This is a genomic window from Pedobacter sp. KACC 23697, from assembly GCF_045348445.1.
Lineage (GTDB): Bacteria > Bacteroidota > Bacteroidia > Sphingobacteriales > Sphingobacteriaceae > Pedobacter.
In genome coordinates this window covers 2,456,301-2,471,235 of sequence record NZ_CP157485.1, presented here as the reverse complement: position 1 = coordinate 2,471,235, position 14,935 = coordinate 2,456,301, and the positions used below count along the sequence as shown (strand labels likewise).

At 37.9% G+C, this 14,935-nt stretch carries 18 protein-coding genes; 12 read left to right on the top strand and 6 right to left on the bottom strand.

Annotated features, from left to right (window positions below):
• Nucleotides 1-149 precede the first annotated feature (149 nt).
• Entirely contained in the window at nucleotides 150-839 is a 690-nt protein-coding gene (locus ABEG20_RS09775) for a DUF2461 domain-containing protein (protein WP_406827183.1), read from the top strand.
• A 71-nt stretch (nucleotides 840-910) separates the two neighbouring features.
• On the opposite strand, the gene ABEG20_RS09770 is transcribed toward ABEG20_RS09775, so the two are convergent.
• Entirely contained in the window at nucleotides 911-2,839 is a 1,929-nt protein-coding gene (locus ABEG20_RS09770) for an AMP-dependent synthetase/ligase (protein ID WP_406827182.1), read from the bottom strand.
• Between the two features lie 293 nt (nucleotides 2,840-3,132).
• Between ABEG20_RS09770 and ABEG20_RS09765 the strand changes: the two genes are divergently transcribed.
• On the top strand, nucleotides 3,133-3,852 hold the full coding sequence (locus tag ABEG20_RS09765) for a hypothetical protein (RefSeq protein WP_406827181.1): 720 nt from the start codon (nucleotides 3,133-3,135) through the stop codon (nucleotides 3,850-3,852).
• A 59-nt stretch (nucleotides 3,853-3,911) separates the two neighbouring features.
• On the opposite strand, the gene ABEG20_RS09760 is transcribed toward ABEG20_RS09765, so the two are convergent.
• From ABEG20_RS09760 to ABEG20_RS09750, 3 genes are all read right to left on the bottom strand, one after another.
• Entirely contained in the window at nucleotides 3,912-4,238 is a 327-nt protein-coding gene (locus ABEG20_RS09760) for an iron-sulfur cluster assembly accessory protein (RefSeq protein WP_121284726.1), read from the bottom strand.
• 92 nt (nucleotides 4,239-4,330) lie between these two features.
• Nucleotides 4,331-4,744 (bottom strand): Fe-S cluster assembly scaffold IscU, encoded by a 414-nt coding sequence (gene iscU / locus ABEG20_RS09755; RefSeq protein ID WP_025142622.1) that lies wholly within the window; start codon nucleotides 4,742-4,744, stop codon nucleotides 4,331-4,333.
• Between the two features lie 113 nt (nucleotides 4,745-4,857).
• Complete coding sequence (locus ABEG20_RS09750) at nucleotides 4,858-6,069, bottom strand: IscS subfamily cysteine desulfurase (RefSeq protein WP_406827180.1); 1,212 nt, start codon at nucleotides 6,067-6,069, stop codon at nucleotides 4,858-4,860.
• A 117-nt stretch (nucleotides 6,070-6,186) separates the two neighbouring features.
• Between ABEG20_RS09750 and mce the strand changes: the two genes are divergently transcribed.
• The gene (mce, locus tag ABEG20_RS09745) at nucleotides 6,187-6,594 is read left to right on the top strand and encodes a methylmalonyl-CoA epimerase (RefSeq protein WP_406827179.1); all 408 of its coding nucleotides are present in this window, start codon (nucleotides 6,187-6,189) and stop codon (nucleotides 6,592-6,594) included.
• 282 nt (nucleotides 6,595-6,876) lie between these two features.
• Complete coding sequence (locus ABEG20_RS09740) at nucleotides 6,877-7,161, top strand: hypothetical protein (RefSeq protein ID WP_406827178.1); 285 nt, start codon at nucleotides 6,877-6,879, stop codon at nucleotides 7,159-7,161.
• On the opposite strand, the gene ABEG20_RS09735 is transcribed toward ABEG20_RS09740, so the two are convergent.
• Nucleotides 7,158-7,856: a hypothetical protein gene (locus ABEG20_RS09735; RefSeq protein WP_406827177.1), complete on the bottom strand. Its 699-nt coding sequence runs from the start codon at nucleotides 7,854-7,856 to the stop codon at nucleotides 7,158-7,160. The genes ABEG20_RS09740 and ABEG20_RS09735 overlap by 4 nt on opposite strands.
• A gap of 8 nt (nucleotides 7,857-7,864) precedes the next feature.
• On the bottom strand, nucleotides 7,865-8,032 hold the full coding sequence (locus tag ABEG20_RS09730; protein WP_165902591.1) for a hypothetical protein: 168 nt from the start codon (nucleotides 8,030-8,032) through the stop codon (nucleotides 7,865-7,867).
• Nucleotides 8,033-8,321: 289 nt separating this feature from the next.
• Between ABEG20_RS09730 and ABEG20_RS09725 the strand changes: the two genes are divergently transcribed.
• The 8 genes from ABEG20_RS09725 to ABEG20_RS09690 all read left to right on the top strand — a co-directional run bounded on the left by ABEG20_RS09725 (nucleotide 8,322) and on the right by ABEG20_RS09690 (nucleotide 14,858).
• A complete protein-coding gene (locus ABEG20_RS09725; RefSeq protein WP_025142617.1) occupies nucleotides 8,322-8,570 on the top strand; it encodes a type B 50S ribosomal protein L31 in 249 nt (82 codons plus the stop codon).
• A gap of 72 nt (nucleotides 8,571-8,642) precedes the next feature.
• Nucleotides 8,643-9,809: a putative sugar nucleotidyl transferase gene (locus ABEG20_RS09720; RefSeq protein WP_406827176.1), complete on the top strand. Its 1,167-nt coding sequence runs from the start codon at nucleotides 8,643-8,645 to the stop codon at nucleotides 9,807-9,809.
• A 48-nt stretch (nucleotides 9,810-9,857) separates the two neighbouring features.
• Nucleotides 9,858-10,619, top strand: coding sequence for a triose-phosphate isomerase (gene tpiA, locus ABEG20_RS09715; protein ID WP_406827175.1), 762 nt, complete (start codon nucleotides 9,858-9,860; stop codon nucleotides 10,617-10,619).
• Nucleotides 10,620-11,459 (top strand): 50S ribosomal protein L11 methyltransferase, encoded by an 840-nt coding sequence (gene prmA, locus ABEG20_RS09710; protein WP_406827174.1) that lies wholly within the window; start codon nucleotides 10,620-10,622, stop codon nucleotides 11,457-11,459. It begins immediately after the preceding gene.
• A gap of 115 nt (nucleotides 11,460-11,574) precedes the next feature.
• Nucleotides 11,575-12,927: a UDP-N-acetylmuramate--L-alanine ligase gene (murC, locus tag ABEG20_RS09705; protein WP_406827173.1), complete on the top strand. Its 1,353-nt coding sequence runs from the start codon at nucleotides 11,575-11,577 to the stop codon at nucleotides 12,925-12,927.
• A 77-nt stretch (nucleotides 12,928-13,004) separates the two neighbouring features.
• Nucleotides 13,005-13,325 (top strand): helix-turn-helix domain-containing protein, encoded by a 321-nt coding sequence (locus tag ABEG20_RS09700; protein WP_406827172.1) that lies wholly within the window; start codon nucleotides 13,005-13,007, stop codon nucleotides 13,323-13,325.
• A 119-nt stretch (nucleotides 13,326-13,444) separates the two neighbouring features.
• On the top strand, nucleotides 13,445-13,924 hold the full coding sequence (locus tag ABEG20_RS09695) for an Lrp/AsnC family transcriptional regulator (protein WP_406827171.1): 480 nt from the start codon (nucleotides 13,445-13,447) through the stop codon (nucleotides 13,922-13,924).
• Between the two features lie 4 nt (nucleotides 13,925-13,928).
• Nucleotides 13,929-14,858: an EamA family transporter gene (locus tag ABEG20_RS09690; RefSeq protein WP_406827170.1), complete on the top strand. Its 930-nt coding sequence runs from the start codon at nucleotides 13,929-13,931 to the stop codon at nucleotides 14,856-14,858.
• Nucleotides 14,859-14,935 lie beyond the last annotated feature (77 nt).

The following is a 14,935-nucleotide window of genomic DNA, read 5'->3' as shown; positions in this document are numbered from 1 at the left end:
CTTACCTAAAGTATTACACCGTACATATCAAAGATTATGGAATATCATTTGTAAAATGAAGCAATTAAAATTTTATGAATAAGCGGTATGAATTTACTCTTTTACAGGTGTTATATTTGTTTGGAATCATTTAGCCCTTTAAAAAAAATATGCCCTATATAAAACAAATACCTCCTTCTAGTTTAGAATTTTTAAGGTTATTAAAAAATAACAATACCCGTGAATGGTTTAATGACCATAAAACAGTCTATCAGGAAGAATTAACTTACTTAGAATCTTTTGCGCAGCATTTATTAGATTTGATGAATACCCATGATGTAATCGAGACACCATCCGGAAAGAAAAGTTTATACCGGATTTATCGGGACACTCGTTTTTCACATGATAAAACGCCCTATAAAACGCATTGGAGCGGAAGTTTTAAGCGGGCTGGCAAGCAAAGGAGGGGAGGCTACTATTTCCATATCGAACCAGGCAATAGCTTTGTGGCAGGCGGTTTTTTCGGACCTTCTCCCCAGGATTTAAAACTAATAAGGGAGCATATCAGTTTTGATGCCGCACCTTTAAGAGAAATATTAAGTGAAGAAACTTTTACCTCTTCTTTCGGCACGTTGAAAGGCGAACAATTGAAAACAGCCCCAAAGGGTTTTGATGGAGATCATCAGGACATCGATTTACTACGCCATAAACAATTTTTGTTAATTCATCAATTTACCGATGAGGAAGTATTGAGTAAAGAGTTTCTTGTGTATTGCAATCAGGAATTTAAAAATATGCGTCCATTCTTTGATTACATGAGCGAAATATTAACAACCGATGCTAATGGATTGGATTTGTAATTGATTTTTATAATTGTTGTAAAAAATTAAAAGGTCATCATACTCAGTTTGTAATGACGACCCTTTTTTAATTATGATTCCGCTTCCACACCTTCCTCATACATTTCGTCAATCGCGTCTGCATATTTTTTTTCTACAATACGGCGTTTAACTTTCATGGTTGGTGTAATTTCTCCTTCATCAATATTGAAAGGATTGCGCTTGATCTTAAAGTTTTTAATACGTTCAAATTTAGCCAGTTCGTTAGATATTTTCTTGATGTCCTGTTCCATCCAATCTATAATTTCAGGATTGCTGATAAACGGGTCAGCCTCTTCAAAAAATGAAGGTTTAAGTTTAAAGGTTTCTTCTAAAGTTTCTCTATTTGGGATAATGATCGCCGTAATAAATTCTCTTTTATCCCCAATCAAAAAGAGTTGATCAATTTTCGGACTTTTTAAGTAGATATTTTCTACCGGAGTGGGGTATACGTTTTTGCCGAAAGCATTAACGATCATGTTTTTTAAACGATCTGTGATCTGAAGATTACCTTTGTAAAAACGTCCAATATCACCCGTGTGGAACCACATGTCTTTATCAATCGCTTCTGCTGTTTCTGCAGGTTTATTAAAATAACCTTTCATTACGCAGTGACCACGTACAATTACTTCGCCTTCTGCACATTCAAAATCTTCGCTAAAAGTATGGTGGGTTTGGATGCTGATCATTTCTTTACTCTCTACATCCTGTATACCTACCTCAATACCCGGAATAATACGTCCAACGGTACCATATACCTGTCTGTGATATTCTGTAACCGACATTACCGGTGAAGTTTCGGTTAAACCAAAACCTTCCAGTATTTTAATGCCCAGATCGCCAAAAAACTCACCCACATTCTTAGGTAGTGCAGCACCACCCGAAATCATAAATTTTAAACGGCCACCGGTTTTTTCCTTAATCTTGCTGAATACCAATTGCTCTGCAATTCCTTTTTTAGCCGATAAGATTAAGCCCGGATTTTTGCCAGCTTCTTTTGCAACACGGTATTGTTTGCCGGTTTCTAAGGCCCAGGTAAATATTTTTGCTTTTGCACCTCCTCCTGCAGTTCCTCCTGCAGTTCCTCCTTTTATTGCTTTATCGTGTATGCGTTCTAAAAGGCGCGGAACGCAGCTCATTACTGTTGGACGAACTTCGCCCATGTTTTTGGCCAATAACTCTAAACTTTGAGCAAATGCAATTTTACAGCCCTGGGCGCAGCAAACATGGTAAGTTGCCGTGCGTTCGAAAACGTGCGATAGCGGTAAAAAAGAAAGGAAAGTTTCTGTTTGATCGATCACCGGGATCTGTTGCAAACAAACCTCAACGTTTTTTACAAAATTATAATGGGTAAGCATTACCCCTTTAGGGGTTCCGGTGGTACCAGAGGTGTAAATTAATGAAGAAATATCTTCAGGTAAAACTAAACTTCTACATTGTTCAATTTCGGCCTTTTCGGCAGCGGTAACCTGATGTTTAAGCGCTAAAATATCAGAAAAGGCGATAACTTCTACAGTTACATCTGCCGGGATAGTGACTTTTTCGAAATCCTTGAAAGCTGGAATAATATATTTTAGTGCTTTACAGTTTGCTGCTACTTTTAAAACCTTCCGGTAAAGAAAATTATTCCCAACCAGAATAGCTTTTATGCCAGAGTCGTTAATAATATAGGCTACTTCCTGTTCAGAAAGTGTAGGATAAATGGAAACATTGATTACACCAATTTGCTGGATGCCCTGGTCATAATATACATATTCCGGGGAATTCTCAATCATTAAACCTAAACGATCACCTTTTTTGATCCCTTTTTCCAGGAAGAATGCAGAAACAGCATCAGCTCTTTTTAAAGTATCTTCATAAGAAATTTCAGCCCACCGGGTACCTTCTTTATGGATTAAAAAGGTTTCCTGAGGTTTGTGAATATTTTTTACAACATTCCTTAATAAGGTAGGGACTGTTGAAAACTCGTTTATTAATGGCATGCTCGTAATTTGGTCTGCTGATTATAATTAACAATAATAAGGCTTTTAGCTTTAATAATTGCAACAGTATGATAAACCTATTCTAAAATTAAATAAAAAATATAAAATTTAAGCGACAACAAAAAGACCGTAAGAAAAAAGGACAGCAGTTTTGTTTCAGCATTAATGCAAATACCTGGTTTTAGGTAGATTCATATAGTGGTTTACCGTTATTTTTAATCTATTTGATCCAAGTTGTTGCGTACTGGCACTGCAGTTGCAATTCACATTCTAAATTTAGAATTAAAATTTGCATGATGAAAAAAACAACAACAAACTTAACTGCGGTATCGAAAGGATGTGCATTTGCTTTAATAGCAGGTGTAATGCTGCAATTTGCGGCTTGCTCTAAAAACAAAGATATTAATCCGAGCGATGATGAAATCTTGAGTAAGAAAATAGAAGATATTATTCCGCAACGGTATGTGGATAGCCTGACCAAACTGGGTTTTACCATAAATAAAGGTACTGTGCCACCAAATATTGTTGGTTCTTATTTATTTAAGCCTTTCACCATTAAGAGCAGTAACATACCCTACGATACCTATCAGCCAGGGTATGTGCTTAATGATGGCATAATTAAACTTTATGAGCAAAGTACCAGCGATTTCAGCATAAAAATGTTGGGTAAAAATTTTATTGGTGCAGCAGATACCAGTGTCGTTACCGCCATTAGTGGAAGTGGAAATAAATTTACCGTTTACGGAAAGGTAAAAGCATATAGAAACGGTGGTTATAATTTTTACGCTTTTTTAATGTCGGGAGAAAAAGACGGCAATAATATTAAAAACGGAATTGCAGGCATCATAAACATCGACGATTCCCACACCGGACCTAATACCATTGCTGAGGGACAGGGCAGGGTTGCCTTTGATGGCGATTATACTTCCGGACCTACAGATTTTAATAGCAAAACAGCTGGGATTACCGAAAGAAATACCATAAGCGGTAAACAACCATCTCAACTCAAATAATAAAAAAAGCGGCCCGGAAAATTTTCCAAGCCGCTTTTTTATTGTATAATTTTAACTGATTATACTGAAAAACTTTCACCGCAACCACAGCTACGGCTGGCATTTGGATTTATAAAATTGAAACCCTTTCCGTTTAAACCATCAGTAAAATCTAATTCAGTTCCGGCCAGGTAAAGGAAAGATTTCATATCCAAAGCAATTTTAATTCCTTTATCCTCAAAAAACTGATCGCCTTTTTGCTCTTCATTATCAAAATCCAGATTGTATGATAAACCAGAGCAGCCACCGCCCTTTACCGAAACGCGTAAAAAGTAGTCAGAACCCATTTCCGAATCCTGCATTAAGTGGTCTATTTTGTCTTTTGCTTTATCTGTTATCGTAATCATAATATTAAGATTTGAGATTTGAGATATTAGACTTGAGAATAAATTGAGAACCTTGAAGTCTCACATCTCAAATCTATCTTCTCAAATCTAGTCTAGTGGTGCGATTTTTCCAACACAATAGCTTCTAAGCCATTTTTAACGCGGTAATCGTTAATCGCTGATTTAATTGCATCTTCTGCTAATACCGAACAGTGGATTTTTACTGGAGGTAAAGCCAATTCTTCAACAATATCCATGTTATCGATAGATAAAGCCTCATCAATTGTTTTTCCTTTTAACCATTCTGTTGCTAAAGAAGAAGAAGCAATTGCCGAACCACAACCAAATGTTTTAAATTTAGCATCAGTGATTACGTTATCTTCTCCAACCTCAATTTGTAAGCGCATTACGTCGCCGCACTCAGGTGCACCAACTAGCCCTGTACCTACAAATTTACTGTCTTTATTTAAAGTACCTACGTTACGTGGGTTATTGTAATGGTCAATTACTTTTTCTGAATATGCCATGATTTTATTTTTTTAATCTCCTTACGGAGCAAATTTTTAATTAGTTTTCAATGATCAGTTTTCGATGATCAGTTTGCTTACTCAAAACTGCAAACTGCCGACTATAAACTGAACTAGTGTTCTGCCCACTCAATTTTACTCAAATCGATTCCTTCTTTAAACATTTCCCAAAGTGGAGAAAGTTCTCTTAAGTGGTTAACTGCTTTTTGAGTTACTTCAATGGCCTGATCAATTTCTGCTTCGGTCGTAAACCTTCCTAAACCATAACGGATAGAAGAGTGAGCTAAATCATCAGATAAACCTAAGCTTTTCAATACATAAGATGGCTCTAAAGATGCTGAGGTACAAGCTGATCCCGAAGATACTGCTAAATCGCTCATGGCCATCATCAAACCTTCACCCTCAACATATTTGAAAGAAATATTTGCTACATGCGGCAAGCGATGTTGTGTATTGCCATTTACATAACTCTCTTCCATTTTGCTTAAAGTTGATTCTAACTTATCGCGTAAAGCCGATAAACGAATAGCTTCGCTTTCCATTTCTAAACGGCAAAGTTCGCAGGCTTTACCTAAACCTACAATACCCGGAACGTTTAAGGTACCAGAGCGCATGCCACGTTCGTGACCACCGCCATCCATTTGTGCGGTAACTTTAACCCTTGGGTTTTTACGGCGTACATAAAGTGCACCAACACCTTTCGGACCATACATTTTATGTGCCGAGAAAGCCATTAAATCAATACCATCAGCATTTACATCAACAGGAATCTTGCCCACTGCCTGCGTAGCATCAGTCATAAATAATGCACCATGTTGATGTGCAATGGCTGCAATTTCTTTTACAGGTTGTATTACGCCGATTTCATTATTGCCATACATAATCGAAACTAAAATAGTTTCAGGAGTCATAGCAGCTTCCAATTCAGCTAAATCAATCAATCCATCTTCCTTAACACCTAAATAAGTAACGCGTGCGCCATTTTTTTCTAGGTGTTTGCAGGTATCTAAAACTGCTTTATGTTCAGTAACCGCAGTAATGATGTGGTTACCTTTTTCTTTGTACATTTCAAATACACCTTTAATCGCCAGATTGTCGGCTTCGGTAGCACCTGAGGTAAAAATAATTTCTTTTTCAGTACAGCCGATTAATTTGGCTACCTCCTCGCGGGCGTAATCTACACCCTCTTCAGCCACCCATCCAAAAGCATGGTTACGGCTTGCAGCGTTTCCAAATTTTTCAGTAAAGTAAGGTAGCATTGCTTCCAGCACACGTGGATCTAACGGTGTTGTCGCATTATTATCTAAATATATCGGCTGTTTCATCTCTATTCTGTTAATTATATCACAAAGATACGAAAAAACTTATTTAACAATTATAAATAATAGCTATGAGCTTATAGAGAAAAGCTGCATTTTTACATTAACATAACCTTATACCCTATGAAAAAGATAGAACACATCGGTATCGCTGTAAAAGACCTTAACCGTTCCATTGCCATTTACGAGAAGCTGCTCAATACTGATTGTTATAAAACAGAGCAGGTGGCATCCGAATTGGTCAATACAGCTTTTTTTAAAACCGGCGAGAACAAGGTAGAGTTGCTTCAGGCTATTGCTCCGGACAGTGCGATCGCTAAATTTATCGAGAAAAAAGGAGAGGGTATTCATCATATCGCTTTCCTGGTTGATGATATCCTGGCAGAAATGGAAAGACTGCATAAAGAAGGTTTTGTGCTGCTTAGCGATTCTCCAAAAAAAGGCGCAGATAATAAGATGGTGTGTTTTGTGCATCCTAAAGATACCAATAGCGTGCTGATTGAAATCTGCCAGGAGATTAAATGGGTGTAGGGGATGTAAGATGGAAGGATGTAAGATGGCTAATGTACACGCATTCGCCACCCTGATCCGCTAGCTATCTGATTTAATTCAGGGTCTTTGAAAACGAAGGGTTCCGTATTCATCGGGTCTGTAGCCCTGCTGTACTTTTTAGGTTCTCCCTGCAGTCGGGCGCTGCCTTTCCATCAGGTTTATTTAACTTTGGATAGTGGTTCCTGGCTTTTGCAAATTGCCCCAATTATCTTTTATTAAAAGCCTGATCTTAAAATCCTGCAATCTTAAAAATCCCATTCCATGTCATTAATCAGCATCATCAGTAAAGATTTCGATATACCCGATCAACTTTCCGAAAGCCAGCTGCGCGCCGCAATGGTCAGTGCTTTTGCTTACCTCATCGATAACGATTTCCCGAAACTGATCCAGATATTATATAAGGCAGATGTAGATCAGTATAAATTAAAAGAATTATTGGAAACGGTAGAAGGTTCCAGTTCGGCAGAAGTAATTGCTGATGCTTACATCGCCCGTCAGAAGGCCAAAATAGAAACCTGGAAAAAATATAGTCCCAAAAAGGATTAGGCGGTTTCTTCCTGAGCAGGGTTAAAGCGGTTGTACATATCCATATCAAAAAACGAAATGGAATTAATTTTGTCTGCTTTTAATACCAGGTCGGTTTTCAATTCATCGGTATTCGCTACAGAGCCATCTTCGATATAGCTGGCATAAACGGTTAAATATTGCGTGGTAAAAATCAGTTCCTTGTCATCAGCCTTGCGGTAACCACTAAAGGCAGGTGTAATGCGGATATAACTGGTGGTAAAGGGCTTCGGTAATTCTTTTACCCATCCAATGTAGAATTTTCCGCTATCCATCGTGAATTGTAAAAGATGCGCCTCAAAAAAAGATGAACTCAATAGTAATTCAAACTCGTTTCCCGAAGTAGCGATGGCTCTTTTAATGGCTTTAAGGCGGTTGATAAAAAGATTGGCAATTTCTGTAGCCGCAACCGCAACGAATAATGATAGACTGGTGGTGCCGAAATAAGGCGTGTGGATTGGGAGTGATTTGCTAAGCTGTTCGACCGTTTCAGGCCAGATGGCAATAAAAATTGCCCTTAATATAAAACATGCACCAAGTAATAAGATGCCCGCAAAAGCAGCGTTTAATAAGATGCGTTGGCTTTCGAGCCGGTATTGTACATACCGCAGGTACCTGAACCTGATTAATATATAATAGCCGCCTACAAGAGGAAATAAAAGTAGGTTAAAGGGCATCTATAAGGCTATTTCTTGTTTTTATCCTTTTCTATTTTTTTAAAGATACTTGATTGCATTAATGCACCCACCATTTCAATCACTCTTGGCTGTGCAAAAAAATCGGGACTTTTAATGTAGAGCTTTCCGCTGCTATCGGCATGGATGATACCGTCTAATTCGCCGTGTTTTCTCATATACCAAATTTACATAAATTTTTTAAATATCTGAAAAACAATATTCAGGTAGAAAAAGTTTAGCTTTGCATCGATCTGTTTTTAAGTACTTTTGGTTAAACCGGAGGTAGAAAAGCCATATAATTTAAAATTCTTTAATTAGGCTTGTAAATCAAAAATAAAATTAAGATATTTGCATCCTCTAAAATAGAGGTAGAAAGACTAATAGGAAATGTCATAAGCGTTGTTGCCAGCAAATTGCAAGAATGTTCTTGATGCTTTCACACAAATAACTAAAAATAATATTCAAATGAAAAAAGATTTGCACCCAACAAGCTACAGACCAGTTGTTTTTAAAGACATGTCTAACGAATATGCTTTCTTAACAAAATCTTGTGTAGATACTAAAGAAACAATTAAATGGGAAGATGGTAACGAGTATCCGCTTTATAAATTAGAGATTTCTCACACTTCACACCCTTTTTATACTGGTAAAATGAAATTGGTTGATACAGCAGGACGTATCGATAAATTCAAAAACCGTTACGCTAAGAAATAATTTTAGCAACAAAAAGCATTTTTTGAAGTCCCTTTGCCAAAAGCATCGGGACTTTTTTTATTTTTGCTGCTTATGACAATCAATTTATTTGATGATGCTTCCTGGATGTCCTTACGTCCGCTTACGTTTACCAGGCCTGTGGCCGATTTACGGATTGGTATTTTAACCATTGCCGAAAAATGGGCAAAATATTTAAATGCAGATTTTGGTTTTCATACCCAGGATTACCTTTCTATAAAATTTGCGCCAAAACCTAATGCTGATTTATTTATAAATGGCTCTGTTTGCCCCGATGAGCCCTTGCTTCAAGCAATTTCGAGCCTTAAAGCAGGGGAAGCACTTTATAAAAATGATGTTGTTATCGCTTACCTTTCCGATCACTATGATCTTAAAGCCGCTAAGTCGTTAAAACAGATTGAATATACTGGCGAGTTTACGCGAATTGTTTATCCAGAGCATATTTTCGGGAATAACCCGGCAGAAATCAGAAAAGATTTTAAAGTGTTAACCCAGGGGCGCAGCTCGGCAAAACTAAGTAGTACCAATCAATTGTTAGGCGATGATATTTTCCTGGAGGAAGGAGCGAAAGCCGAATGCAGTGTATTCAACACTACTTATGGACCAATTTATATCGGTAAAAAGGCCGAGGTCTGGGAAGGCGCTTTAATCAGGGGCTCTTTTGCCCTTTGCGACAATTCATCCATAAAAATGGGTGCGAAGATATATTCAGGCACTACAATTGGTCCGAATAGCCGCGCCGGTGGTGAAATTAACAATGCCGTAATATGGGGTAATTCGGCCAAAGGCCATGAAGGATATCTGGGTAATTCGGTGATGGGCGAGTGGTGTAATATCGGTGCCGATACCAATAATTCGAATTTAAAAAATAATTACGCAGAAGTAAAACTTTACGATTACGAAAGTCGGAAAATGCGGAATACCAGTCTGCAGTTTTGCGGTTTAATTATGGCCGATCATGCTAAAGCAGGTATAAATACTATGTTTAATACCGGTAGTGTAGTTGGGGTTGGTGCCAATGTTTTTGGAGCCGGTTTTCCACCAAATCACATCGCCGATTTTAGTTGGGGTGGTGCCGCTGGTTTCGATACCTATAAACTGAAAAAAATGTTCGAAACAATCGAAAAGGTATTTGCAAGAAAAGATGTCGCTTTTAATGGGGTAGAAAAAAACATTCTGACCCAAGTATTTGAATTAACCGAATCGTATAGGCGATTTTAATATAAAACCTGATCTTAATAAGATCAACCAACCATTAAATAATACAAAATGAGAAAAAAGATTGTTGCCGGTAACTGGAAAATGAACTTAGATTATAACGAAGGCGTTTCGTTGTTCAGCGAAATCGTAAATATGGTTAAAGATGAGCGCAAAGGCGATCAGCTGGCTATTATTTGTTCGCCATTTATTCATTTAAACAGCTTGGCAAAATTGGGTGGTAACGATGTTAAAATTGGCGCTCAAAATATCAGTGATAAGGAAAGTGGAGCTTATACGGGCGAAACTTCTGCTAAAATGGTGAAATCTGTTGGTGCTGAATATGTGATTTTGGGCCACTCAGAACGCAGGCAATATTTTGCTGAAAGCGATGATTTATTAGCTGAAAAAACTAAAATTGCTTTGGTTAATGGTTTAACGCCTATTTTCTGTATCGGCGAAACTTTAGATGAACGTAACAACGGTAGTTACTACGAAGTATTGAAAAAACAATTGGTAGAGGGTATTTTCAGTTTAACTGAAGAAGATTTCAAAAAAATCGTGATCGCTTACGAGCCGGTCTGGGCAATCGGAACAGGTTTAACGGCTTCGCCAGAACAGGCACAGGATATCCATGCTTTTATCCGCAGTGAAATCGAAGCCAATTATGGTTTCAATGTGGCTGATGACACCACTATTTTATATGGTGGTAGCTGTAACCCGGGAAATGCGGCAAGCTTATTTGCACAAAAAGATATTGATGGAGGCCTGATTGGCGGTGCATCGTTAAAATCACGCGATTTTACAGACATTATTAAAGCATTAAACAGCTAAATGCAATACACAAAAGCAATATTTACTTTCAAAGGTATCGAAGATTATCAACAGGATCTGCTCATCAGCGATCTGGCCGATTTAGGCTTCGATACTTTTGAAGACAGTGAGGGTGGTTTTACGGCTTTCGTCATCAGGGATAATTTTAACGAGCAGGAATTAAAAGATCTCCTGGCCAATTATAGCGAAGAATTTGCAACCGATTATATTTTGGAAGATGTTGCCGACGAAAACTGGAATGCCGAATGGGAAAAGAATTTTAGTCCGCTGATTATTGATGATGTGTGTTATGTTAGGGCAACCTTTCACGAACCACAACCATCATATCCTTACGAGATCGTGATCGATCCTAAAATGGCTTTCGGCACTGGTCACCATCAAACAACTACCATGGTGATGCAGTATATTTTGGCAGCCGATCTAAAGGATAAAAATATCCTCGATATGGGCTGTGGGACCGGAATTTTAGCTATCCTGGCGGCAAAATTGGGTGCTAAAAGTTTAATGGCCATCGATTATGATAATATCTGTTATGAAAGCACGGTAGAAAATGCTGCGCTTAACCATGTAGGTAATTTACAGGCACTTTGTGGCAGTAAGGAAGTCATTCCTGATGATAAATATGATGTTATTTTTGCCAATATCAACCGTAATATTCTTTTAGACCAGATCCACCGTTACGCTGAGGTTTTAAAGCCGGAAGGCAAAATTTTCTTCAGTGGCTTTTATTTAGATCCTGATCTGGCAATGATTACTGCAGAATGTGCTAAATACGGCATTAAATACATTGATCATAAACAGAATGGTGATTGGGTAGCGGCACAGTTTGAGAAAAAATAATGATTAAATTTTGAATGAGTGAATGATCTAATGGTTTTTAGTTTTCGATAAATTATCATTCAGTCATTCAGTCATTCAGTCATTCCGTCATTTAGTCATTCAATAATTAATTTATATGCGCATACATTTTATAGCGATTGGTGGGAGTGCCATGCACAACCTGGCTATCGCCTTACATCAAAAAGGTTACCAGATTTCAGGTTCCGACGATGTGATTTTCGAACCAGCAAAATCGCGTTTGGATAAATATGGCTTATTACCCGCTGAAATGGGTTGGGATGAAAATCGAATTTCGGGTGATTTAGATGCGGTAATTTTGGGCATGCATGCAAGGATCGATAATCCAGAATTGTTGAAAGCACAGGAACTGGGCGTTAAAATTTATTCTTATCCTGAATATATTTATGAGCAGAGCAAAAATAAACTACGTGTAGTAATTGGTGGCAGTCACGGTAAAACAACTATTACCAGTATGATTTTGCACGTGCTTAATTTTTATAAACGCGATTTCGATTATTTGGTTGGCGCACAACTGGCCGGTTTCGAAACGATGGTAAAAGTTACCGAAGAAGCGGCCGTAATGATTATTGAAGGCGATGAATATTTATCTTCACCAATTGATAGAAGACCTAAATTTCACCTGTACAAAGCCAATGTTGCGGTAATCAGCGGTATAGCCTGGGATCATATCAATGTGTTTCCAACTTATGCCGATTATACCTTGCAGTTTGATAAGTTTATTGATACCATCGAAGCCAATGGGACATTAATTTATTGTAAAGCAGATGCTGACCTGAATGAGATTGTCTCCGATTCAAAAGCTAATGTAAATAAAATAGCTTATGCCATTCCCAGACATGAAATCAGAAATGGTATAACCTACCTGCTGCCGGATGAAACGGCCTTAAAGATTTTTGGTGATCATAACCTGATGAACCTGAATGCAGCTAAATTGGTATGTAAACAATTAGATATCAGTGAAAGCGACTTTGATACAGCTATTGCTTCATTTACTGGTGCTGCAAAACGTTTAGAGGTGATTTCAGCTGATGAATCAACCAATGTTTACAAAGATTTTGCCCATTCACCATCAAAACTAAAAGCCACTATTGATGCGGTTAAAGCCCAATTTGCCAACCGTAAATTAGTAGCCTGTATCGAATTACATACTTTCAGCAGTTTAAATAAAGATTTCCTGAAAGAATACACAGGGGCAATGGATAAAGCAGATGAGGCAATCGTGTTTATTGACATCAAATCTTTTGAACAAAAGCGGATGGAGCCTTTTTCTGAGGATGATGTGCAGCAGGCTTTTGCCAATCCAAAATTAAAGTTTTTTAATGATGCAGCAAAGCTTAAAGCCTATCTGTTAAGCTTAAGCTATAAAGACACCAACTTATTAATGATGAGTTCTGGTAATTATGCAGGTTTCGATCTGCCTGAGCTGGCGGCTGCTTTAAATCAATAGATAGGAGAGGTGAGATTTGAAAGGGATTTGTCTCCAATCTAATATCTCACTTCTCCAATCTCATACCTGATTCAACTATGAAAAGCATCGGAGATCGTATTAAGCAAAGTAGACAGGCTTTAGGATTAAGTCAGGCTGATGCTGCTAAAAAATTGAATATCTCTACTCCGGCTTTCTGTAAAATAGAAACGGGCCAAACTGATCTCAATATTTCCCGTTTACTCCAGATTTCTAAAACCTTTAAAGTTCCCGTTGTACAGTTGATCGATGTTCAGTCGGTAGGGGCAGATTCTTCTGCAGAATTGACTGCGCTTAAAAAAGAACTGATCGAAAAGGAGGAAGAAATTAATAAACTCCGTAAAAAGGTGATCGACCTTTATGATAAGCTTGGGATGTAAAATTCGGTATATTGCTTATATAATCGATTAATTATCATTTTAAAGCTGTTAAATAGAATAAAATTCCTTTTTGTTTAAATTATTTTGAATTTTATTCATAATATTTATAGTTTTATGGTATGGTAAACGAAAGCAATTTTAGTCTGGATCATATTGATCTGGCTATACTCAGGCTCATGCAGGATCATGCGCGTATCTCTAATGTAGATTTAGCGAAGGCATTGGATCTTGTTCCGTCAGCAGTACTGGAACGCGTAAAAAAACTCGAAAAAAAGAATGTAATTACCGGTTACAGTGCTAAAGTAAATCCTGTTGCGGTTGACTTAAAGTTGCTGGCTTTCATCTCCATGAAATCCTCTCAAAGTTTCAGCTGTAATGATACTGCAAGTGAATTGGCGAAAATCCCCGATGTGCAGGAAGTACATGTAATAGCTGGTGATGATTGTTTCCTGGTGAAAGTGAGAACGAAGGATTCGGCATCGCTGATGGCTTTATTACGAGATGAGTTTAGCAAAATTCCCAATATTTTGTCGGTGAGGACAACGATTGTATTAGAAACAGTAAAAGAACAGCAGCAATTAGTCATTCCCGAAAAATAAAGCCATGACAAATTTTAAAAAAGAGGCATCGCCGGTAATGGTTTTCCTGGCTTTTGCTATCGTATATGTTGTTTGGGGTTCTACGTATTTTTTTATTCAAAAGGCCCTGGCCGGTTTTCCGCCATTCATTTTAGGAGCATTCCGTTTTTCTGTTGCAGGTGTACTGATGCTTACCTGGTGCAAGCTTAAAGGAGAAGATATTTTTAAGCTTAAAACCATCAAAATTGCTACGATAAGTGGTATTTTGATGCTGGGTTTAGGTAATGGAATCGTAATCTGGGTAGAGCAGTTTATCCCTAGTGGATTAGTGGCTATTATGGTCGCCTCTGCGGCCATATGGTTTGTGATTCTGGATAAATCGCACTGGAAAGAAAATCTGAGTAATAAATATATTGTTTCAGGACTGTTTATTGGCTTTTTAGGAGTTATGCTCTTGTTTGGCGATCAGATTAGGCTTTCGCTTGATAAACCCCAAAGTAATTTGCAGGTTATGGGTATGGTACTACTCGTTTTCGGGCCGATTGCCTGGGCCGGGGGATCGCTTTATTCGAAATATCATCCCGTTACGGGTAGTTCAGTATCGGTAAATACCGGCTGGCAGATGTTATTGGCGGGTCTGGCTTTTTTACCTGCAGCATTAGTGAAATCAGAATTTAAATCATTGGATTGGAATAGTATATCGCTGGATGCCTGGCTATCTATTATTTACCTGATCTTATTTGGTTCTATTGCGGCATTTAGTGCCTATGTATGGTTGCTTAAAGTGCGTCCGGCCACACAGGTGAGTACCTATGCTTATGTTAATCCCGTTGTTGCGGTATTGTTGAGTTTAACCTTTACTAATGAAGTGATCGGCCTTACGCAGGTGATTGGGCTGGTGATTATTTTAGGAAGTGTACTTTTGATTAATTTGCCGAAGTATAAAAGTGTGTAGGTTATCGCTTAAACTTCATTTCGACTGTAGTGCAGCGGAATAGGGAAATCTGTAGAGTAAAGATAGAGAGTCTTAAA